Origin of the sequence: Ihubacter massiliensis, assembly GCF_024125305.1 — a bacterium.
GTDB classification, from domain to species: domain Bacteria; phylum Bacillota; class Clostridia; order Peptostreptococcales; family Anaerovoracaceae; genus Hominibacterium; species Hominibacterium faecale.
This window is the reverse complement of the sequence record NZ_JAMXVH010000001.1, coordinates 2,503,721-2,524,210: the sequence shown is the minus strand read 5'-3', so window position 1 is coordinate 2,524,210 and position 20,490 is coordinate 2,503,721. Positions and strand designations below refer to the sequence as shown.

20 protein-coding genes are annotated in these 20,490 nt (G+C 47.0%); 13 read left to right on the top strand and 7 right to left on the bottom strand.

What is annotated here, in order from left to right; genetic code table 11:
- Positions 1–36: 36 nt before the first annotated feature.
- Positions 37–600, top strand: coding sequence for an ECF transporter S component (locus NIA71_RS11765; RefSeq protein ID WP_148396000.1), 564 nt, complete (start codon positions 37–39; stop codon positions 598–600).
- A gap of 124 nt (positions 601–724) precedes the next feature.
- Here NIA71_RS11765 and NIA71_RS11760 read toward each other — a convergent pair whose 3' ends face one another.
- The gene (locus tag NIA71_RS11760; RefSeq protein WP_148396001.1) at positions 725–1,888 is read right to left on the bottom strand and encodes a patatin-like phospholipase family protein; all 1,164 of its coding nucleotides are present in this window, start codon (positions 1,886–1,888) and stop codon (positions 725–727) included.
- Between the two features lie 174 nt (positions 1,889–2,062).
- On the opposite strand from NIA71_RS11760, the gene NIA71_RS11755 reads away from it, so the two are divergent.
- Entirely contained in the window at positions 2,063–3,511 is a 1,449-nt protein-coding gene (locus tag NIA71_RS11755; RefSeq protein ID WP_253020486.1) for a putative DNA modification/repair radical SAM protein, read from the top strand.
- A complete protein-coding gene (locus NIA71_RS11750) occupies positions 3,504–4,241 on the top strand; it encodes a TIGR03915 family putative DNA repair protein (RefSeq protein ID WP_253020485.1) in 738 nt (245 codons plus the stop codon). The genes NIA71_RS11755 and NIA71_RS11750 overlap by 8 nt, the downstream gene beginning before the upstream one ends.
- Positions 4,242–4,338: 97 nt before the next feature.
- On the opposite strand, the gene NIA71_RS11745 is transcribed toward NIA71_RS11750, so the two are convergent.
- A complete protein-coding gene (locus tag NIA71_RS11745) occupies positions 4,339–4,971 on the bottom strand; it encodes a methylated-DNA--[protein]-cysteine S-methyltransferase (protein WP_332108547.1) in 633 nt (210 codons plus the stop codon).
- A gap of 186 nt (positions 4,972–5,157) precedes the next feature.
- On the opposite strand from NIA71_RS11745, the gene NIA71_RS11740 reads away from it, so the two are divergent.
- From NIA71_RS11740 to NIA71_RS11730, 3 genes are all read left to right on the top strand, one after another.
- Positions 5,158–5,868, top strand: coding sequence for a LytR/AlgR family response regulator transcription factor (locus NIA71_RS11740; RefSeq protein ID WP_253020484.1), 711 nt, complete (start codon positions 5,158–5,160; stop codon positions 5,866–5,868).
- Between the two features lie 142 nt (positions 5,869–6,010).
- Complete coding sequence (locus tag NIA71_RS11735; RefSeq protein ID WP_253020483.1) at positions 6,011–7,354, top strand: zinc-ribbon domain-containing protein; 1,344 nt, start codon at positions 6,011–6,013, stop codon at positions 7,352–7,354.
- A 26-nt stretch (positions 7,355–7,380) separates the two neighbouring features.
- The gene (locus NIA71_RS11730; protein WP_253020482.1) at positions 7,381–8,586 is read left to right on the top strand and encodes a zinc ribbon domain-containing protein; all 1,206 of its coding nucleotides are present in this window, start codon (positions 7,381–7,383) and stop codon (positions 8,584–8,586) included.
- 53 nt (positions 8,587–8,639) lie between these two features.
- On the opposite strand, the gene NIA71_RS11725 is transcribed toward NIA71_RS11730, so the two are convergent.
- Positions 8,640–9,380 (bottom strand): ATP-binding protein, encoded by a 741-nt coding sequence (locus NIA71_RS11725; RefSeq protein WP_148396007.1) that lies wholly within the window; start codon positions 9,378–9,380, stop codon positions 8,640–8,642.
- Positions 9,350–10,582: a hypothetical protein gene (locus NIA71_RS11720; RefSeq protein WP_253020481.1), complete on the bottom strand. Its 1,233-nt coding sequence runs from the start codon at positions 10,580–10,582 to the stop codon at positions 9,350–9,352. The genes NIA71_RS11725 and NIA71_RS11720 overlap by 31 nt, the downstream gene beginning before the upstream one ends.
- A gap of 173 nt (positions 10,583–10,755) precedes the next feature.
- Here NIA71_RS11720 and NIA71_RS11715 point away from each other — a divergent pair, with 173 nt between their 5' ends.
- The 3 genes from NIA71_RS11715 to NIA71_RS11705 all read left to right on the top strand — a co-directional run bounded on the left by NIA71_RS11715 (position 10,756) and on the right by NIA71_RS11705 (position 13,738).
- Complete coding sequence (locus NIA71_RS11715; RefSeq protein WP_253020480.1) at positions 10,756–11,514, top strand: hypothetical protein; 759 nt, start codon at positions 10,756–10,758, stop codon at positions 11,512–11,514.
- A 2-nt stretch (positions 11,515–11,516) separates the two neighbouring features.
- Positions 11,517–12,242 carry an NAD-dependent protein deacylase gene (locus tag NIA71_RS11710; protein ID WP_148396010.1) on the top strand — a complete coding sequence of 242 codons (726 nt, stop codon included), beginning with the start codon at positions 11,517–11,519 and terminating at the stop codon, positions 12,240–12,242.
- Positions 12,243–12,754: 512 nt separating this feature from the next.
- Positions 12,755–13,738 (top strand): helix-turn-helix domain-containing protein, encoded by a 984-nt coding sequence (locus NIA71_RS11705; RefSeq protein WP_253020479.1) that lies wholly within the window; start codon positions 12,755–12,757, stop codon positions 13,736–13,738.
- A gap of 80 nt (positions 13,739–13,818) precedes the next feature.
- Here the strand turns inward: NIA71_RS11705 and NIA71_RS11700 are convergent, their stop codons facing one another.
- On the bottom strand, positions 13,819–14,133 hold the full coding sequence (locus NIA71_RS11700; protein WP_148396011.1) for a TM2 domain-containing protein: 315 nt from the start codon (positions 14,131–14,133) through the stop codon (positions 13,819–13,821).
- Between the two features lie 239 nt (positions 14,134–14,372).
- Between NIA71_RS11700 and surE the strand changes: the two genes are divergently transcribed.
- From surE to NIA71_RS11680, 4 genes are all read left to right on the top strand, one after another.
- Positions 14,373–15,137, top strand: a complete 765-nt coding sequence (gene surE / locus NIA71_RS11695) for a 5'/3'-nucleotidase SurE (protein ID WP_148396012.1) — start codon at positions 14,373–14,375, stop codon at positions 15,135–15,137.
- Positions 15,134–15,679, top strand: a complete 546-nt coding sequence (locus NIA71_RS11690; protein ID WP_253020478.1) for a hydrolase — start codon at positions 15,134–15,136, stop codon at positions 15,677–15,679. Before surE ends, NIA71_RS11690 begins: the two co-directional genes overlap by 4 nt.
- A gap of 3 nt (positions 15,680–15,682) precedes the next feature.
- On the top strand, positions 15,683–16,618 hold the full coding sequence (locus NIA71_RS11685) for a DUF2156 domain-containing protein (protein ID WP_148396014.1): 936 nt from the start codon (positions 15,683–15,685) through the stop codon (positions 16,616–16,618).
- Between the two features lie 175 nt (positions 16,619–16,793).
- The gene (locus tag NIA71_RS11680) at positions 16,794–17,972 is read left to right on the top strand and encodes an acetyl-CoA C-acetyltransferase (protein ID WP_148396015.1); all 1,179 of its coding nucleotides are present in this window, start codon (positions 16,794–16,796) and stop codon (positions 17,970–17,972) included.
- Between the two features lie 585 nt (positions 17,973–18,557).
- On the opposite strand, the gene NIA71_RS11675 is transcribed toward NIA71_RS11680, so the two are convergent.
- Together NIA71_RS11675 and NIA71_RS11670 are read right to left on the bottom strand one after the other, a co-directional pair.
- Positions 18,558–19,343 (bottom strand): YibE/F family protein, encoded by a 786-nt coding sequence (locus NIA71_RS11675; RefSeq protein WP_148396017.1) that lies wholly within the window; start codon positions 19,341–19,343, stop codon positions 18,558–18,560.
- Positions 19,334–20,419 (bottom strand): YibE/F family protein, encoded by a 1,086-nt coding sequence (locus tag NIA71_RS11670; protein ID WP_148396018.1) that lies wholly within the window; start codon positions 20,417–20,419, stop codon positions 19,334–19,336. The genes NIA71_RS11675 and NIA71_RS11670 overlap by 10 nt, the downstream gene beginning before the upstream one ends.
- Positions 20,420–20,490: the final 71 nt, after the last annotated feature.

Here is a 20,490-nt window from a genome sequence, read left to right as displayed (position 1 = left end):
TGTATAGCGAAAAATTAGTAAAGAGAGGAAGTACAAATGAAAAATGCAGGACAGACAACGAAACTCGTTATGACTGCGCTGATGATCGGTATTATAATTGTTTCTATCATGTTTATTAAGTTCCCGATTCCAGGAACGCAGGGCTATGTCCATCTAGGAGACGCTATGATTTTCCTTGCCGTATTGGTATTGGGCTGGAAATACGGCGCTGCGGCTGCGGCCATTGGCGGTGCCCTGGGCGATATTATGGGCGGCGCTGCTGTCTGGGCGCCATGGACATTTGCTATCAAGGGAATTATGGCTATCATCATGGGATTGTTCATCGCGGCCACATTGAAGAAAAAGCCGCTGGCCATTGCAGGGGTACCGGTCATGGAACTGATCGGCATGATTCTGGCGGGTATTTTTATGGTGATCGGGTACTACGTGGCCGAAGGGGTGATCATTGGAAACTGGGTGACACCGGTTCTGGGCGTACCTTGGAACATCGGACAGTTCATAGTCGGTATGGTCATTGCAGGTGTTCTGGCGGCAGCCCTGTATAAGACGCCGGCACGGAAGTACTTTGCCTATGTCTTGGATAATAAGCAGCTTTCGTAAGCCTGCTCAATAAAAAATGGGGCGTCCGCATGAAAAGTGCATTCTTTCATGCGGGCGCCCCGTGTCATTTAACGTTGCTGCAACGTTGTCACCTATGACCGTATTGCGTCATTCCCCAAAAAGATCAGCTCTTTAAAGGAAGCAGTTCATTGACCAGCAGATAGTCAGCGGCCATGATTTCTTCCTTAAACAGCTTAAACGCGCCGCGGCTGGCAAAGAAGCTGCTTGCACCTTTTTCCGCCAAACGCTCGGCGATATACAGCATGAGCGTCACTTCACTCAGCTTGCGTCGGGCATCCTCCGGTGATCGGATATCCCGAATATCCGGTTTGGGAGCCTGAGAAAGAGCCTGCAGCATATGGCTGTGGAGCTGTGTTTTTTTGTAAATAAGCGTGGGATCCAGCTTGAGAATTTTTGCCGCTGCCTCAGCGCCCGACCGTTGGTGAGGTGTTAATTCACCTTTAGAAAACGTAAACTTTTTTCCTTCAAAGACACCAAAGGCTTTCATGGTATCCAGATAACCCAGGCGAATGATGCGCCGGGCATTATCGGTATTGAAGATGAGGAAGTTTCCCAAATCCCAGTGGCTTTTGATCATCACCAGCTTTGATGCGGTTTCCTCGGCCAGTTCAACGGTATCTCGGCGGACAAAACCCGCCGCTTCTAAATAAACAGCGATGATATTGTCCGCCCCCTTCTTCAGCGCCAACTCTACTGGCATTACATCCACATAGCCTCCGTCGATATAGCGGACGCCGTCGATTTCTCTGGCCTGCACTGCCGGAAAGCAAGATGCGCTGGCCAAAATATAGTCCTGCAGTTTTCCCTGCGGAATGTCTTCAGCAAACAGATAATGAGGCTTGAGTGAGGGGAATTCTACGGTCACAACGCCCAGCTTTATTTGTGAACGGCGAATGGTTTCCTCGCTTACATACTTTTCAACAATCTTTTCCAGACCAGATGTACCCGCGCCTCCCTTCGTAATGATTTCCTTGGCGTAGGCGATTGCTTCACCGGCCGTCATACCGGCAATCTCAAAATCAAATCGGCCAGTCTCCTTGCCGCCGTCGCTTTCCAGGTCAAAGACCATGTGAGTCTCCAGCTCCTTCCAAAGATTCACCGCCAGTTCAAAGTCATCCTGAGCAACCATAGCACCGTTCAGTGCACCGACCGATGTCCCCGTAACAATGTGGATGGGCACGCCGAGCTCACGAAGCGCCTGCCATACACCAATTTCGTAGCCGCCGCGGGAGCCGCCGCCGCTGAGTACCAAAGCATTTTTTTCCATAAAATCCCTTTCTGAATGAACATCCCCTAAAAATAGTCCTTAATAGAATATTAGCAATGAAGCAAAAAAAATACAAGGAATAAATAGGTAAGAGCATAATGATATAGGAGTTGAACATATGTTTGCGATATGGTAAAATAAGAACACAAGTTCAAAAGGAAGGGAGAAGCAGTTATGGATCTGATGTTTGATAAATTGAAAATACTGGCGGACAGCGCCAAGTATGACGTGTCCTGTTCCAGCAGCGGCGTGGGCCGCAAGAACAACGGAACGATTGGCAGCGGAGCTGCGGAAGGGATTTGCCACTCTTGGTCAGCGGACGGCAGATGCATTTCATTGTTAAAGGTTTTGTTTACCAATAAATGCGTTTACGATTGCGAATACTGCGTCAACCGCCGCAGCGCCGATACTGGAAGAGCTTCCTTCGAACCGGAGGAACTGGCGCGGCTGACCATTGAATTCTATCGACGAAATTATATCGAAGGCCTCTTCCTCAGTTCTGCAGTGGAGCGCTGCCCGGACTATACAGCAGAGAGAATTTTGCAATGCCTGCGGCTCTTACGTAGAGAATTCGGATTTGCCGGCTATATCCATGCCAAGATTATCCCCGGCGTATCTCAAGAACTGATTCATGCCATTGGCCTGGAGGCCGACCGGCTCAGCGTCAACATTGAGATGCCTACGAGCAAGAGTCTGGAACTGTTTGCTCCTCAAAAAAAACCAAAACAAATTTTTAGCCCCATGCGACAGATAACTAATACGCTTATTGAGAGAAAGGCGCTTAAAGGACCGGGCACCATGTTCAAAGGGCAGGAACTGAATTCACATTTAAACTATTTGAGCCCCGGCCAGAGCAGCCTCTCCCTCGATCCGCAGCAGATCCGGGAAAACCAGAACCAGCAAGATCAAAATATTCTGGCCGCGGCGGCGGTGCTGCCGGCTCGATTAGGAAGAAAAAAGGAGGTCTTTGCTCCCGCCGGACAAACCACGCAAATGATTATCGGAGCAGGTCAGGAAACCGATAAACAAATCCTGACTACCACCGAGAATCTCTATCATACCTTTAAGATGAAGCGGGTATATTACAGCGCCTACATTCCGGCTGTTCCTTCTCCTATTCTGCCTGACGTGCTGACGGCTCCGCCTCTGGGGAGGGAACATCGGCTGTATCAAGCGGACTGGCTGCTGCGGTTCTATGGATACAGCGCCGGTGAGCTTCTCGATGACGAACACCCCAATTTGGATCCTGACCTGGACCCGAAAGTTACCTGGGCGCTCCGCCATCTGGATCAATTTCCGGTGGAAATTAATAAGGCTCCCATGGATTTACTGCTACGCATACCGGGGGTGGGGGTGCAATCGGCTCAGAGAATTCTCCGCCAGCGAAGAATTTCTGCTGTGAAGTACGATGATCTGAAAAAAATAGGCGTTGTCTTAAAGCGGGCAAAACATTTTTTGACCTGTTCGGGGAAATATTACGGTGAGAAAACTTTTATGCCCCATGTCATAAAAAATCAAATATTGCAAATAAACGATGGGGTTCAAATGTCAATGTTTGGCGACAATTCTCAATCCTTGCTGACACAAGGGGATCAGAGAGGAACGGTGTTGATCCATGGTTGATTATCTGTACGACGGAACCTTTGAGGGACTTCTGACTTGTATTTATCATCATTATTATACGGAAAAGGCCAGCGGTATCTTCCGAAAAGAAGAATACCAGTCCACAATGCTTGGCGGATACCAGGAGGTGGAAACAGAGGAGGAGAAGACGATTACCGTTTATGAAGCCATTGAAAAAAAGATTTCCTCTGAGGATTTGAAGCGGGTCTATAAGGTGTTCATGTCCAGCGTGGCAAACAAGGAGACGAAAATTCTCAACTATGTGCGGCTGGGCTTTGTCAAAGGTTCCTGCGTCAGCATGCTCCACGGCGATCCCATCGTCTATGAAGTCCAGCAGGCGGAACGGAAGGTCAACGGCGAGGTGCACCGACTGAAGGGACTGATTCGTTTTTCCGAGCTGGGAAACAAGGTCTTGTACAGCCCCATTGAACCGGACCATGATCTGATCGAGTTTTTGGCGGACCATTTCTGCGACCGCTTCAAAAATGAACCCTTCATTATCCATGATGTGAAACGGAGCAAAGCCCTGATTGCTTATCAGGGAAGCTGGTATATCAGCCGCTTTACCAAAGACGAGCTTTCTCCCCTGTCGGAAGAGGAGAAAGAATACCGGCGCCTTTGGAAATCCTATTTTGAGAATATGGCGATCCGGGAAAGGATTAACCCCCGCTGCCAGAAAAATCTCATGCCGGTGCGATATTGGAAACATTTGACCGAATTCCAGCTTTAGTACATCGTCCGGCCCTTTGCCTGTGGTCTAGTATATTGTCCGTTTAGTGTTTGAATAAATACGCCAAATCACTTGACAGATGATCAATTGCACTAGGCTAGTCCACTTTTACACCTTCCAGTTCCAGCAGATATTTTTTGATGTGAGTACCTCCCGCATAACCGGTCAGGCTGCCATCAGATCCGATGACTCGATGGCAGGGAATAATAATCATGATCGGATTGCGGTTGTTGGCAAGTCCCACTGCCCGAAACCCCTTGGGGCATCCGATGGCTTCAGCGATGTCCTTGTATGTACGGGTCTGGCCATAGGGGATTTCCTGCAAAGCGGCCCAGTCTTTTTTTTGAAATTCTGTACCATTGGGCTTCAAGGGTAGATCGAAGTCCGTCCTCTGGCCGGAAAAGTATTCGTCCAACTGACTTCTGACCCTGCGTGTAAGCGGTGTTTCTTCCCTAGAATATTCTCCGGTTACCGGCGGTTCGTCACAATCCAAAGCTAGGTCGGTTAGCGCGCTGTCCTCGGTGACAATGCGGAGGATGCCTACTGGAGAATCGTAGAGTGTGATATGCTTCATAATCGGTTCCTTTCTCCCTGCCTTCTCAGCGATCTGAGATGCAGAATCTTTTTCATTTATTTTACCCTGCCAGGCGGCAGCTTGCAAGATACCTTGTACAATCAGAACTGCAAGTATATTTAGAACGAAAAGGCCGGATTCATTTTTGACACTCACACTTCGCACCCTGCTTTCTTTACCCGTCAGAATAGAAAGCCCGACCGTTTGTTGATGACCTGAATTGTACGTTTTGTGTTCCGATTATTACATGATGGACAACCAGGCTAAAAAAATGATAAAATAATATACAGGAAAGACGCAAATGTGACTGTATGTGGAATTTTATAAAATGAGGAAGACACTATGTGGAAAATACTGATTTGTGATGACGACGCTGTCTTTCTGGAATTACTCAAAAAGAGCGTCATAAAAGCCGCAGGGGATCGGATAAGGGAAATCAGGACGTTTGTTGAAAAGGAACAGATTGAATTCTATGCTGCCGAGCACCCTAACGAGGCGTATATCGTATTTCTTGATGTGGAGCTGGGGGAGAACAATGGAGTAGACAGCGCTAAACGGATTTTGAACATTCAGCCTAACTCGCAGATTATTTTTGTCTCTGCACATGATAAATATTACTTGGATGTATATGAAGTGGATCATATTTTCTTTTTGAAGAAGCCTTTGGAAGCCGAACAGCTGCGCAAGGCGCTGAAGCGGGCTGCGGACAAGCTGGAAGGCGTAAAAGGGGATGGATTTGTTGTAGTCAATAAAAAAGGCGCTCAAAAGCTCAGCTTCAATGAAATTCTATTCTTTGAAAAAGAGAAGCGTAAAATCCATGTTCATACAACAAAGGACGTAATTACGTTTTACGGAAAATTTGACGATATAGAACCGCAGCTGGATGATCGATTTATCCGGTGTCATAACAGTTATATCGTCAATATCAGCAAGGTAAAGAAAATGGGAAATCGAAAATTCTACTTTGACACTGAAAAGGTGGCTCCAATCAGTAAAAGCTATTACTCGGATGTTCGGGATATCTTTCTCGATTACTTGGAGCGGAATTTTTGACCATGCGGCCAAAGCCTTGACAACGGCGGATAAAACTGATAATGTAATCGCAAGAACTGTTCCAGGTGCGGACAGAGGTGTGAAAGTTATGCAGGGCTGGGGGGAAATATCTTCCCGGCCTTTTTTGTAAGGAGGGGGATTTATGTATTGTGAAAATTGTGGTGCGAGAATCGATGATGACTCAAAATTCTGTGAGAATTGCGGTGTGCTGGTGAAATCGGAGGCAGAGCCGTCTATAGAGCCCAAAGCTTCTGAGCCGGAAACAGATCCGGTCGAGCAGGAAGAAAAGGGAATCACAGATTTGGACCAGCTGATGGAGGTGGATATGGGATTGCCGCTGAAAGAGGAAATGGAGACGACACAGATCTTTACAAAGGAAAGCTTTTTCAGTGAAATGGAGCAGGAAAAAGCGGCCCAGGAGATCCAGGAGGAAACTGTGGAAGAAATGGAAGAGACAGCGGAGGAAACCGGAACTCAACCCTTCTTTTCTGCCCCAATCCAAACACAGAAAGCGGAGCCAGAAAAGGAAGATGCGATACGAGCAAGCGCCGAGCCTGAGGAGGAGCAAGAGCTCGAACTTACTCCTACTGAACCGAAAGCTTCGGAACCAGAAGAAACGCTGCCGATTGAGGAGCCTGAAGAAAGCCAGCAAGAACGCTTTATCTGGAAAAAAGAGGAGGATCCGGAAGCAGTGCCGATCGAGGCGGAAGCTCCAGAAGGCGATTCGCAGCCGGAAGAACTTGCAGGAGATGAACCAGAGGCAAGCAACCTGCCTCCTGAAGACGAGGAAGGGGACAGGCCGCTGTTTTGTATGGCCTGCGGCAAAAGACTGCCCAAGGGCGCAGCTTTTTGCGATATTTGCGGAACACCCACAGGAGAAGTTGCGCCGGTGGAATTACATAAGAGAAGGCCGGATCAGGGACTGCTGATAGAACTGGCGAAGGGATTCTTTGTACGTCCTGCCGCTGCCATTGAAAAAGCTGCCTCGGAAAATGGATTTTTGCCGGGGATTGTGTTCCTTTTAATCAAAGATGTGATAGTAGCCGTTCTGTCGGCAGTCTTTATGGGCAAGCTGTCTGCATCGCTGGGCGTTTTCGGCTCCTGGCTGATCCAGGGAGACCCCTTTGGATTTGGCGCCAAGGCGTTCCTTCTTAGCGTTGTTTTGGATGCGCTGTGGATTGGACTTTTGTTCGGCGCGGGTAAGCTGTTTAAAGGCAAGGGAACTATTCGGGAATTGACCGGGGCCTGCGGGACTGCCAGTCTTTTGGCGGCGGTTCTGCTGATCGTTACGACCATATTGACCGCTTTGGTACCTGTCGCAGCCCTTTGTGCGGCGCTGATTACCTTAGCGGCGACAATAGCGGTTATGACAAAAGCTGCAGCCCAGGCAATGCAGATGGAAGACGATCTTTCCATATATGCAGTACCGCTGGCATTTGCCTGCTTTAGCATCATTGTCTTTGTTGTATTGCGCCTGCTCGCATAGGGGAGGACGATAACAGGAGTGGTACCATGTATTGCAAGAATTGCGGAAATAAAATAAGCGAGGGCGCTAAGTTCTGCAAGAGCTGCGGCGCTCCGGCCGTTGAACCGTCGGAAAAACGGGAAACGGAACAGGCCAGAAGAGAAAGCATTCGCAGGGAAAAGGCAAAAAAAAGGAGGAAAATTCTGCTGGCGTGCCTCCTTGTTTTGGCTGTCTGCGCCTGCGTCGTTTTTGCATATGTAAAACCCAATTGGATTGACAGGAAAACGGCCAAACCGGAGGATGGCAAACCGGCGGCGGCCGCCCTGGCAAAAGGCGAGACGGGAAATTCTTTTGCTAACTTAGCCAACGGCGGAGAATTGGTTAAGAGCGGATCTTGGATTTACTATTCCAACGGGCAAGGCATTTATAAAACTGCCGATATGTCTGAGGAAGGGACGCAACTGTGCAGGGCCACGGTTCCCGGCAACCTGAACGCAGCGGGAGAGTGGATTTATTACACAGCAGCAAAGGGAACAGAGCATTACAATGTGATCTACCGGGTGAGAATGAACGGCAGCGAGAGCGAGATGCTTTCTGAGGAGCCATGTACCATGCTGACGGCGGCAGGAGACAAACTATATTATCAAATAGTTGATCAAAATTCCGAAGGCTATGAAGGAAAACTGTTTTCCATGAATATGGATGGGAGCGGCGTTAAACAAGTGCTGGAGGATCAGATCCGTTTTTTAGGTATTGAGAAGGATTGGATTTATTATACGACCTATCAAGGGGAACAGAATACACTTTATCGAGTGAAAACCGATGGAACCGAAGAGGAAAGGCTGATATCCGAGTTTCGGTCCTGTTCTGTTCCCGTTGTGAAGGATGGTTGGCTTTATTATGGCAGAGCGGCTGAGGATGGTTCCTGGAAGTTATGCAGGCAGAAGCTGTCTGCTGACGGCAAGCGGGAGGACATCGTCCAGGCAGCGGCCAGCAGTTCTTATTGGGAGATTGCCCTCAATGTTTGCGATGGTTGGGTTTACTACGTAGATTTGGGAAATACGAAAGATACAGAAGAGCCCCAAGAACGTGTTTGTCGGGTAAAAGTCGACGGCAGCGAGCCAGAGCTTATGTCGGACGGCGGGTGGAGCTGTCGTATTTTTACAGCGGATCAGGATGTTATGTGCTGTTTCTCCAAGAATAGCGCCGATGAATTGGAAAATTGGCAGTTAGAATGGGAAGTCATGGAATAGAAACGAGCGGGCGGTCTTTATCTTTATGATGAGGCAGTCCGCTCTTTCGACAGTTATCCCAGCACCAGCGACACAGAGGTTTGGAACGTATCACCCTGATCTGTCATTTTCATAGTACCGTCATATTTTTTTACAATACTGCTTAGGATATGAAGTCCTAAGCCATGGTAATCTTTATTCAGTTTGGTCGTTTGCATATTCGTTTCAATAGGGCGGGCCGTAGATACTTTTGTATTTTTGACACGTATTAATAAAATTCCGCTTCGAAAATCACAGTGCAGCGTTACAAAGGGATGAGGGTCTGACGCAGCATGAGCGGCCTCGATGGCGTTATCCAATAGATTGCCGATCAATGATGTTAATTCGATCTCCGTCATTTTATTCTCTGGGATCTGAAAGCGGGAAACCTCAAACCTGATATTCAGATTTTGGCATACCGCTGTCTTGCTGAACAACAGCGCATCTGCTACCGGATTTCCCGACTGGACCATAGAAAGCAGCGCATTGCAGCTGTCCAGGCAAGCTTGCTCCATGTGGAGTTGCTGGGAGAGATCACGGACCGCATCGCTTTCGAATACTTGTGCCGCTTTACGGACCTCACTGGACATTTCGCGGACTTCTTCAGAAAATGAGCGCAGGCCTTCCATATACTGGTCCTGCGCAGTCCATTGTTTTAGCATCGTCTGATTCTCTTCAACGATTTTTTTATGAGAACGGTAAACAAGCACAAAGACAATCGTCAGCACAGCCAGCAAGATCATCATTAGGAGGACAGCGTCAGTATAAATAGCCATTTATGCTCCCCTTTCTTCCAGCATGCCTTGCCATTTTTTCGCAGAAGCATGGATTGAATCAGCTGATAAAGAGGATCTCGGCGAAGCTTTAATTGCCAGAACCGCGGGGGCTGGTGCCATGGAGCTTTGAAAATGAGCGGACAGGAGGGATCCTCGCTTAGGCTGATCTCACACGCTTCCCATGTGCAGCCGTAGCGATCAGTAAAGGCCTTCAGATAATAATAGAGGATGTAGCATTCCCGGTCACTCAGCCCTTGGATTTGAAGTTCTTTCCAGCGAAAAGCTTCCTCCGCTTTCCGTTCAATTTGATCACAATGGGACAGAAAGGATTGGCAGTAATGATCAGCATAAGGACTCTTTATAAGATCTAAGTGTTCGAGAACATTCAAATGATTAATCAGGTCGTGGCGCAGGCCCCGCATCTGGAATTGGAGGGTAACAATCGATTTATAATACGCATGCTGCAAATCCATTTCCACTTGCAACATACGCCTGTTTTTGCGGATATGGATCCGGTCATACAGAAAAAAGACTAGAATCGCCGTCAAAAGCCATATGCACAGACCAATACAGAAAAAAACCGCCAGGTTCACGTTTGCCGCCGCACCGCCGATCATATATGAATTGAGTTCTTTAGAAAGGCCAGAAACGAGGGCGATTACCGAGTCAGCCAGATAAATACCGCCATAAATCACCGAGGGAATCTGTTCCAGCTTCGTCCATAGTCTGCGCCTCGCCAGACTTGCCAGGAAAAGCGCGATGCCTGAAGCAGCCGCGGTAATCAGCAGGGGAGCCGCGTCTTTGGGAGACTGGGCATCCATGATGGAAGGTCCCAGCATATAATATTTCCGCAGCAGGTGGAAAAGAGTCATAAACGGCAGTGCTGCCACGGAAAAAATAAGAAACAATCCGCAGTTTCGAGCAGCGGATCCCTTGACATATCGATGAAAAAAGAAAATCGGAAAGCCATAATAAAAGAGAATGTCCAATATGATATACATAGGATGATGCATGACAAAATCCGGATCGCTTTCATGAAAAGAAGCTATGACTGAGGTCACATTGGTCAGGGCAGAAAACAGGCCAAACACGATCAGAGCATTGCGCCGCTTCCGCTTGAACGTAAAGAGGATCAGCAGCAGTGCTGCTGAAAAAGCAAGATTTACGATGCACTCCAGCGACACGTAGATCATATTCCACATGGCTAAAAAACTCCTTTCCCTTTTCTTCTATTATCGCATGGTCTGTTTAAAACCACCAGTGGAATTTGTGCAAAAATAATAGGAATCCGTACGATTTTGCTGACGCTTGTGGTATAATTGCATAAAAGATCGCCGCGGGGCGATTGGACAAGATGGAGGAAAAAGGAGCAGGTATGAAAAAAGTAGTTTCAGTGGTATTGGCCCTGGTCGTGATTGTGGCGATGACGGCCTGCGGCAGCAAAGAGGATGTGAACAAAGCCGAAGGGAATAAAGACGGCCAAGTGGCGTACAAGTACTATGAGATGATGGACGGCGATAACCCCCAATATTACTTTGAAGCCAACATGGAGGATCAATTCCTGGACGAAGAGGCATCACCGGACGAGGAAGTTCCAGAACCGACCAAGGGCATCATGGCCGAAGCCCGGGACGGCAAGGATAAGTTTGTCCTCCTGGAAGGCGAAACGGAATTTGTGAGCCGCCAGATCGAAACCGGAAAAGATTCTTTCGAGGTTCGGGATTCTGAGAAGAAATACACCAAAACGGAAGCCGAGCCGGAAGAGGACATGAAAATGATCTATGTCAAAACCGATAAACTGGAGATGGACGGAACAACCTATCAGTATGATGAATACCAGTCAAGTTATGAATTGCCGTCAGACCTTGATGAGGAAGTTATGGACACCTATCTCTATATAAAGAGGTTTCTTGTGGACGATCAGGGTGAACTGAAGGCGCTGATCTACCGCCAGGAGATGCAGGGTAAGGATGGAAAGGAAAATCAGCCGATCTATCAGAGAATAGAACGGATAACGAAATTGGAGTCCAAGGCGCCCAAGGATCTCTTTCAAATTCCCAAGGATTACAAAGAGGTTGAGGAACTGGACGATGAAGCCGCGTATGATGATGAAGAGTTGTTGGAGGAGGAGTAATTATGGATGCGAGAGTTAAGGATATCGTTGAAAGGAGTCAACATATCGTTTTCTTCGGCGGGGCGGGAGTATCTACGGAAAGCAATATCCCTGATTTTCGATCGGAGAGCGGCCTCTACAGCGCCGTTTCTCAATATGGACAGTCGCCTGAAACCATGCTTTCCCATACATTTTTTCGGAATAGCATGGAAACTTTTTTCGATTATTACAAAAATAATCTGATTTATCGCGATGCCAAGCCCAATAAAGCGCACATTGCTCTTTCCAGGTTGGAAGAAGAAGGGAAGCTGAACGCCGTTGTGACACAGAATATCGACGGACTTCATCAGATGGCGGGCAGCAAACAGGTCTATGAGCTTCACGGATCGGTCCTGCGCAACTATTGTGTGGATTGCGGAGCTTTTTATGATCTGGATTATATTATGGATGAAGCGCATTGTGACGGGCTTATACCAAAATGTGAAAAATGCGGCGGTGTTGTAAAGCCAGATGTGGTTCTATATGAGGAAGCGCTGGACGAGCAGGTTATATCGGGGGCTGTTGCAGCCATCCGCAGGGCGGATACGCTCATCGTGGGCGGTACATCCCTGGTGGTATACCCTGCCGCGGGCCTGATCAATTATTTCGGCGGCAAGAACCTGATTCTCATCAATAAATCAGAAACCCAGTATGACAGCAGAGCCAGTCTGGTGATCAACGATTCTATTGGAGCAGTGCTGGGAGACTGACGCGCCGCTTGGAATGCTGCGGGAAGCCATGGCAGAAGCGAGCACATAATAAAAACTGGAAAAAGTGTATAAGAGCGTATGAGCGGGTGCGACAGCCGTTGCCATACGCTCTTTTGTTGTGCGCCCGACCGGATCCCTAACCAGATTCTCAGTACGACTAAATCACAGGGGCATGTATCTCTTTGTCTCTGTTTTTGAAGGGCTCACTATCAAAAAACTGCAGCGCAGCGGGGTAGCTGCTCACGGAATGGGGTGAAATGTGAAACGAATGGAAAAATAAAGATTGTTGTTGTGAGCTGCAGGCTGAGTGCGGACTGGAAGAGTGCTATATGAATGTGAACAGCCGCCAGAAACAAGGCTGGCAGTGCCAAGTGATCCCTAGCTGTTCGCGTCCTCAACCGGAATCAGGAAATAATACAACAAAAACATATATATATAAGTAGAAAAAAGTTTTAAAGCTGGGGGAACTATAGTATAATAAATTATTATTTACAAAAGGGAGGACGGTAGTCATGACGTTTGAGAGAGAAGGCGTGCTGTTTTGCTATCTCCTGGCTATTTTTTTGGGTATCGCTGGAATTACCATGGTCTTGCTTGCTGGAAAGAAGCGGGCTAGTGAGTTGAACCTGGCAATGAAGTTATTTCTAGCAGGTATGCTGATTATGAGCCTGTACGATATGATTTTGTACTATACCGATTATGTAATCGGGGATATCCGTGATATGCTGACGCTCCGAATCGGCAGTTGTATTATTGCTATCTTATTTTATCTCTGGCTGCACCTGGAACAGAAGATTGCTGCTACAGATGAATTTTCTGCATTGCAGAGGACTGCAAAAATTTACATTTTTTTCTATGCGATCCTATGGTTTTGTTCGACCATTGTATTCACCATTAACTATTTCTATGCACTGAGATGGATCCTACTAGTGACCGATATTATTCTACTGCTGATTATGCTCATCGGCAGTGTGGTATACATCAGTAAATGCATTTTGCTGCATCAGCCCAAGAGTACAATCTACTACATGGTTATTGTCACAGCCATGCTGATATGGAACTATGCATCTTATTTTTGGGGAGAAGCATCTGTATATTGGGGAAATAGCAGATTCATCAGGGAGCCGCTGGATTTAACGATTATCTTTTGGTTCGTAGTCAACATAGCCACAGTGGTATTCATTTATAAGGCTGATTTTAAGGATGCTTATGAAACCGCAAAAGATGACAGTGCTAAGGCTGAATTCGACCTCGATAAGAGGATGGATGAGGTGGCGGCGGCCTATGATTTGACTGGAAGGGAAAAGGATCTCAGCCGTCTGATCTACGAGGGAAAGAGCAACAGTGAGATTGCCAAGCTGCTTTATATCTCCGAGAGCACAGTAAAAACCCATGTCTATAATATTTTTCGCAAGATGGACGTGAAAAATCGAATGGGTGTGACCTGCATCATACGGGATGGAGATCAGAGGAATAAGGATGGAGAAACAAATTAACCGTGTAATACGAAAAGTACGGGTAAGCGGCGTTTTGCCGGTTACCCGTACTTTTCTGTATTTGAACAATTTACGAAGAGCTATGCTGAGGCGGCAAGAAGCTTTTCATAATTCGCTTCCTGCACAATGTGCTTGTTAAAATAGATATCTGCTAACCACCAGGTTCCAAATGTCAGGACGATCATAGCCAACTTGCATAAAAACATCTTTGGCCCGCCTTGATAAAGCCTGTCGATTCCAAGAAATCCTAAAAAAATGGAAAGAATAAGTGCGATGGTGGGATTCTTAAATTTAAGGCTCTTTAATTTTGATTGTTCACAATTGGCCAGCAGGGCATCTGTTTCTGCCGCATGTTCCGGGCCGATATACCTTTTTACTGATTCAACTTCCAGCATGCTTGAGTCCTCCTTTATTTGATGTTTACAGCCTACCAGAAAGCCGCCGATCTGTCTGTAGATCAATAGTATGAAAGGAGCTGAACTCCTATACAACTTTAGTACGAAAAGATTCAAATACCCGTGAAGTCTGAATTTTATGTATTTTATGAGCCGAAAAAAAGAGAATTTTTAAATCCGGCAGAATGTGGTATAATAACAAAGCATACCGTTAACTTTGCAGAAGGGGGAATGGTGAGATGAATATATTAGTAACCAATGATGATGGAATCGATGCGGCCGGTATTTCCAGTCTGGTAAAGGCTTTATCCCAGACAGCGGAAGTTTATGTCTGTGCGCCGCACACCCAAAGAAGTGCTGCCGGACATGGAATAACGGTGGGAAAACCCATCGAGGTTGAGGAAACCGCCTTTGATGGCGCTGCCAAAGCTTTTTCTATAACCGGAACACCAGCTGATTGTGTAAAAATTGGAACCAAGATTCTCAGTCAACAGAAGATAAAAGTAGATATGGTATTTTCAGGAATTAATTTAGGCGGAAATTTAGGAACCGATACCCTGTATTCTGGAACGGTTTCGGCCGCCATCGAAGGGTCTCTTTGTGGGATTCCCTCGGTAGCCGTCTCTGTGAACAGCCACGAGGCCACCCATTTTGAACTGGCCTGCGAACTGGCAGTAAATGCCTGCAAAAACGGATTTCAAAAAATGGATGCCAGAACCGTGCTCAATATCAATACGCCTGATCTGCCTAAAGAGGAGATCAAAGGCGTGAAATATACCAGGCTGGGAGCCAGAGAATATAAAGAGTTCTTTCGGCCTAAGGAAAACGGGAACGGAAAGACTCAATACTGGTATGAGGGTAACCCGGTTATTTATGAGGGCCTGCCCGATGACATTGACGTGATTTCCATGCAGGACGGCTACGCCAGCATCACGCCGCTCCAATACGATATGACCAATTATACCTTAGTGGATGAAATAAAAACATGGAGGCTAGAGGGATGAGTTTGATAAAACGAGAAGACGCCCTGCTGCTTGCCATCGACTTTCAGGAAAAGCTGATGCCGGCTATGGCAAACCAGGAAGAACTGGAAGAAGCGGTAGTAAAGATGGCCAAAGGTATCCGGGCTCTGGAGATTCCGGTGCTCGTGACCCAGCAGTACACCAAAGGCCTTGGGGCTACAATCCAGCCCATCGCGGAAGCTTTGGGACCCTTTGTTCCCATTGATAAAACATCTTTCAGCGCCCTGGGAGAGCCAGATTTTGTACAGGCGCTGGAGGCGGCGGGAAAGAAAACCGTGATCCTGATTGGGATCGAAGCGCATATCTGCGTGCAGCAAACAGCACTTGACCTCATAGAACGGGGATACGACGTATACGTCATTCAGGACTGTATCGCTTCCAGAAAAGAAAGCGATAACCTGTGCAGCCAGCAGCGAATGGCTGGGGCGGGCGCCGTGATCACCACCTGCGAATCGGTTCTTTATGAACTTCTGAGAGGAGCCGGGGCGGATGGATTCAAAGCCATCTCTGCCCTTGTAAAATAAACCATGTTTATGTTTGAAAATCAGATAACGATCGAAGACCGATCGCACTTAGAAAAATATTTAAACGGCTATGATTATCAGACCTCTGGCCTGTCCTTTTCCTCCCTGTATATGTGGAGAAACATCAATGGATTCAGCTGGCAGATGGCAGGAGACTACCTGCTTTTGTCGGGAATCAGCCATCTGGAGATGGAGGACGGCACCATCGAACCTTTTCTCTTTCCGCCGCTGACAAAGACGGGCGTTTATGAAGAGGAAGGCCTGCGCCGGGCCATCTATGAAGCAAAGCGGATCTTTGAGGAAAAGGGCTATGAGTTGACCCTTCGCCTGCTTCCAGATCATATGATCGATATCATCGAAGCGGCGTGCCCTGGCGAGCTTAAATTTGCAGCTGACCGGCCCAACTACGATTATGTTTACAGACGCCAGGACCTGGTGGATCTGAAGGGCAGGGATTATCACGGCAAAAAGAATCATCTTAACTATTTCCATAAAAATTACCAATTTGAATATGTACAGCTGACGTCGGCCATGGCGGAGGATGCCATGCGCTTTATCGAGGAATTCAACGCCCGCAAGGAGATCCCGGAATTCGAGATGCAGCTGCTGAAAATGGAAGAAGAGGCCATGGCGGATGTGTTCCGCAATCTGGAAAGGGTCGGCTATCTGGCAGGCGCCATCCTGATCGACGATAAGATCGAGGCCCTCAGCGTAGGCGGGTACCTGAACAAAAACACTGTGACCGTTCATGTGGAGAAAGCCAATATTAATTTTCGGGGACTTTATCAGGCAATTAACAATGAATTTTGTAAAAATGTGCCTTCCCACATCGAATATATAAACCGTGAGGAAGATATGGGGATCCCTAATTTGCGCAAAGCAAAGCTTTCCTATAAGCCGGTTAAACTAGTAGAAAAATATATCGCCCAATTCAAATGACTTTAACAGCTTGCTATAAAGTTGTTAAAATATTAACAGATTTTTAACAAAAACGCTTGCAATTCTCAAATAGTATGGTAATATTGTAGAAAAAGCGAGCGTTAGTCTGGTTAAAAATCTAACGAGAGTTACTTTGGCACTGAAAAGTGCGAGGATTTTAAGGAGGACATGAAAAATGAAAGAGGTTGTAATCGTAAGTGCAGCAAGAACACCAATCGGCAGTTTTGGCGGATCACTGAAGAACATTCCGGCAAGACAGCTGGGAGCGATCGCAGTGAAAGAAGCCATCAATCGGGCAGGAATCAAACCGGAAGACATCGATGAAGTAATCATGGGATGCGTCCTGCAGGGAGGCCTGGGCCAGAACGTTGCAAGACAGATTTCAATGGATGCGGGAATCCCGAAGGAAGTACCGTCCATGACCATAAATAAGGTATGCGGATCCGGACTGAGAGCCGTAGGGCTGGCCGCACAGATCATCAAAGCAGGAGATGCGGATATCGTAGTAGCCGGAGGAGCGGAGAATATGTCCATGTCCTCCTATGCTGTACCTGCTGCAAGATGGGGAGCAAGAATGAATGACACCAAGATGATCGATATGATGATCAAGGATGGACTGTCTGACGCGTTCAGCGGCGTACATATGGGAATCACGGCAGAAAACATTGCAGATCAGTGGGGTCTGACCAGAGAAGAGCTGGATGAGTTCGCAGCAGCATCGCAGCAGAAAGCAGTAGCAGCGATCAAAGCGGGCAAATTCAAAGATGAAATCGTTCCGGTAGAAATTCCGCAGAGAAAAGGCGATCCAGTGATCTTTGATACAGACGAATTCCCAAGAGATGGGGTAACAGCAGAAGGAATCGGCAAACTGAGACCGGCTTTCAAGAAAGACGGAATCGTAACAGCAGCCAACGCATCCGGAATCAATGATGCTGGAGCTGCAGTCATTGTAATGTCCAAGGAAAAGGCCGATGAACTGGGAATCAAGCCAATGGTGACGATCAAATCCTATGCATCCGCAGGGGTAGATCCGCAGATCATGGGAATCGGCCCGGTGCCTTCCACAAGAAAAGCACTGGAAAAGGCCGACATGACCATCGAAGATCTGGACCTGATCGAAGCCAACGAAGCGTTCGCAGCACAGTCGGTGGCAGTAGGAAAAGATCTGGGCTTCAATAAAGAAATCCTCAATGTAAACGGCGGAGCCATCGCACTGGGTCACCCGATCGGATCATCCGGAACAAGAATTCTGATCACCTTGATCCACGAAATGGCAAGAAGAGACGCGAAGAAGGGTCTGGCAACACTTTGTATTGGAGGCGGACAGGGAACTGCAATGATCGTAGAAAGATAATTGCATCCGTGAGTCGTATGAAAAAAGGGGCTGTAAAATAAGTCCCTAGTTAAGGACCGCCAGTTCCGGCATCTGCCGGAACTGACGGTTCTTTGTTTTATCAACTGTTTTCTGAAGGATCTATTGATTTTGAGGGTAAAAAAGTGTGCACTTAATAAACCTATGATGTTCGTCTTCTTTAAAGTTGACTGCCCGATATGGATTCCCATGATATTTTTCCATTAACGGAACGAAGCATTCCATGTCTGATGCGTATGGTTTTACATCAACTACGGCAATATACATCACAAACAGCAGTCTGGAGATTATACGCCGGGAGCAGCTGGTCATTTCCCATATGATCCCGTTTTAACTGCATAAAAGTAGTATCGTGGTCTGTTTTGGAATAGCTGTTTCTTTCATCCCCACAGACCTCTATATGATGTGCATATGTTTTTAAGCGTTCAAGATATCCCTGCAGTTCCTGGTATTGTTTCTGCTGAATACTTTTTCTATGGCCGCAACCGGAAACAAATGTAGATTCATCCAGGTTCGCTCTTTTTTTAGACATTATTGCGAAGCAAAGCGAATCTCGGAAAGTAACATCTAACGCACCTTGGAGAACTCTTTCCTGTCTTTAGCTCCTGGCTTTCGCCCGAAGAATCCTGCGCCCAAAGCTGCCGCTGCCGGAATAATCAGAACGCATCCAGTGCCGCTGACTGCAATCGAAATAATTTCCTGCACGAATTCTTTGGAGTTGACCATTTGGGCAAAAGAATAATATTCCATGAATTGAAGAAAGAGCGTGAAATACTCGGCAATAAAAATGAAGAACAACGTATTAATTGTAGAACCGAGAATATCGCGGCCCACGGAAATCCCCGAGATGAACAGCTCTTTGCGGGAGAGCCGGGGGTTATTCAGATGTACCTCATAAAGGGCTGAAGTTACGGCCAGAGCCGTATCGACGACGGCTCCGATGAGAACCATCAACAAGGCCGAAATCTGCAGCAGGATCATATTGATGCCAATGGCGCCATTATAGCCGTTGGACGGGCGAATCTCATACTGACCGACAGGGAATCCCTGCGTGTTCGTTTGTGTACCGAGAAACCACAGAAATGGAATCAAAAGACCGATGATCAAGAGGACAGACCAAAAGGCTGCCTTGGTCTTGTCGTTGATTTCATTCTGATAAAAGAGCGTTAGCAGCGTGATCAAGATACAGGCAATGGAGGCACAGATAAAAGGATTTACGCCAAGATAGATGAGCACCAGAGCCGCCGTCAATAAAATGGCGTTTCCTGCCAGTGTGACCAAGGCCTTTGCGGAACGATCACCGCCGATGAAAAGAACCAGCAGAATAAACAAGATTGCAAAAATCAGCAGCATGATTTTTTGCCCCCTTTCAAGAAACAAGATGCGGCAAAAATGGCCAGGGGAATGGTGAGGATAATACCCATACTTCCCGTGAGAAAACGAGCGATCTCAAAAAAAGCGTTGTATTTCATTACCGTGAAAAAGCTGATGTCATTTTTCATGGAAATGAGAAAAACGGGGATGCAAGCAGCGATATTGGTGAAAAAAACCACGTTGATCATGGTGCCTGTTATATCGTCAGCCACCTGCCGGCAGGAAAGCAGCAATGCTTTCTTTGAAATAAGCGGGTCTTTGCGTATCAACTCAGCAGAACAGGAAGTAATGGTTACTGCGATGTCCATGATAACACCCAGCCCTCCAATGAGGATTTCTGACAAAAATAGCAGATTAGCTTCGCTGCGGGTATAGGGTTCGGGCAAATATTCCATGAATTCATAACTGAGTTCAGGGCCAAAATGAATAACCGCAGCAGAAAGCAGGCCGATGATCGCTACCGCTGCCAGCGTTGCAATCAATGATATGAACGTTCGCTTGTTAAAACCATTGATGAGGATTAATACAATGGCTGAGAACAGAATCACCAGTACAATCGTGAGGGAGAGGACATTGACTCCGGCCTCATACAAGGTGAGCATTCCGTAAAAAAGAACGATGTTCAAGCCGAGTCCGATGATTGTGTAAAATCCTTGTTTTCCGCCAGCTAAAAGGAGAAGATCGGTCAGGACCAGGAGAACCAGAACCGCATAGTGATCCCGTTTTACCCCTGTTACTGTTCCAGTCAGGCTAGAGCCGGTTTTATCGTTCAATGAAAGGAATAAGAGGCTGCCGCGACTGTATCGCTCATCATATGCAAGAGACGGATCATAGGTATTTTTCAACGTGACCGTTTGTCCTTCGTGTTCTCCATTTTTTATAGTTCCAGTAATAGCCTGACGGATTGACCCATCCTTCTCCTCAGACTGAACCGCAGAGGTGACCTTAGCGATGGTCGTATCATATACTTGGAAATTGTTATATACAGCTATGTAGACAATCAACGACAAGAATAGCACAATTATAAGTTTTGCTGCGAATTTTTTATGTAACATTCATGTCCGCCTTTCCTTGCTATTTTCTACGACATACTATAGAATAAGAAGGGAAGTGAATGCAAGGTCCT

Excerpts from the sequence above, each read along its gene's own strand:
- NIA71_RS11670 (WP_148396018.1), bottom strand. The coding sequence starts at position 20,419 with ATGTTACATAAAAAATTCGCAGCAAAACTTATAATTGTGCTATTCTTG.
- NIA71_RS11735 (WP_253020483.1), top strand. The coding sequence starts at position 6,011 with ATGTATTGTGAAAATTGTGGTGCGAGAATCGATGATGACTCAAAATTC.
- NIA71_RS11715 (WP_253020480.1), top strand. The coding sequence starts at position 10,756 with ATGAAAAAAGTAGTTTCAGTGGTATTGGCCCTGGTCGTGATTGTGGCG.
- NIA71_RS11765 (WP_148396000.1), top strand. The coding sequence starts at position 37 with ATGAAAAATGCAGGACAGACAACGAAACTCGTTATGACTGCGCTGATG.
- NIA71_RS11750 (WP_253020485.1), top strand. The coding sequence starts at position 3,504 with ATGGTTGATTATCTGTACGACGGAACCTTTGAGGGACTTCTGACTTGT.
- NIA71_RS11725 (WP_148396007.1), bottom strand. The coding sequence starts at position 9,380 with ATGGCTATTTATACTGACGCTGTCCTCCTAATGATGATCTTGCTGGCT.
- NIA71_RS11740 (WP_253020484.1), top strand. The coding sequence starts at position 5,158 with ATGTGGAAAATACTGATTTGTGATGACGACGCTGTCTTTCTGGAATTA.
- NIA71_RS11690 (WP_253020478.1), top strand. The coding sequence starts at position 15,134 with ATGAGTTTGATAAAACGAGAAGACGCCCTGCTGCTTGCCATCGACTTT.
- NIA71_RS11705 (WP_253020479.1), top strand. The coding sequence starts at position 12,755 with ATGACGTTTGAGAGAGAAGGCGTGCTGTTTTGCTATCTCCTGGCTATT.
- NIA71_RS11675 (WP_148396017.1), bottom strand. The coding sequence starts at position 19,343 with ATGCTGCTGATTTTTGCAATCTTGTTTATTCTGCTGGTTCTTTTCATC.
- surE (WP_148396012.1), top strand. The coding sequence starts at position 14,373 with ATGAATATATTAGTAACCAATGATGATGGAATCGATGCGGCCGGTATT.
- NIA71_RS11710 (WP_148396010.1), top strand. The coding sequence starts at position 11,517 with ATGGATGCGAGAGTTAAGGATATCGTTGAAAGGAGTCAACATATCGTT.
- NIA71_RS11700 (WP_148396011.1), bottom strand. The coding sequence starts at position 14,133 with ATGCTGGAAGTTGAATCAGTAAAAAGGTATATCGGCCCGGAACATGCG.
- NIA71_RS11755 (WP_253020486.1), top strand. The coding sequence starts at position 2,063 with ATGGATCTGATGTTTGATAAATTGAAAATACTGGCGGACAGCGCCAAG.
- NIA71_RS11760 (WP_148396001.1), bottom strand. The coding sequence starts at position 1,888 with ATGGAAAAAAATGCTTTGGTACTCAGCGGCGGCGGCTCCCGCGGCGGC.
- NIA71_RS11680 (WP_148396015.1), top strand. The coding sequence starts at position 16,794 with ATGAAAGAGGTTGTAATCGTAAGTGCAGCAAGAACACCAATCGGCAGT.
- NIA71_RS11730 (WP_253020482.1), top strand. The coding sequence starts at position 7,381 with ATGTATTGCAAGAATTGCGGAAATAAAATAAGCGAGGGCGCTAAGTTC.
- NIA71_RS11685 (WP_148396014.1), top strand. The coding sequence starts at position 15,683 with ATGTTTATGTTTGAAAATCAGATAACGATCGAAGACCGATCGCACTTA.
- NIA71_RS11720 (WP_253020481.1), bottom strand. The coding sequence starts at position 10,582 with ATGTGGAATATGATCTACGTGTCGCTGGAGTGCATCGTAAATCTTGCT.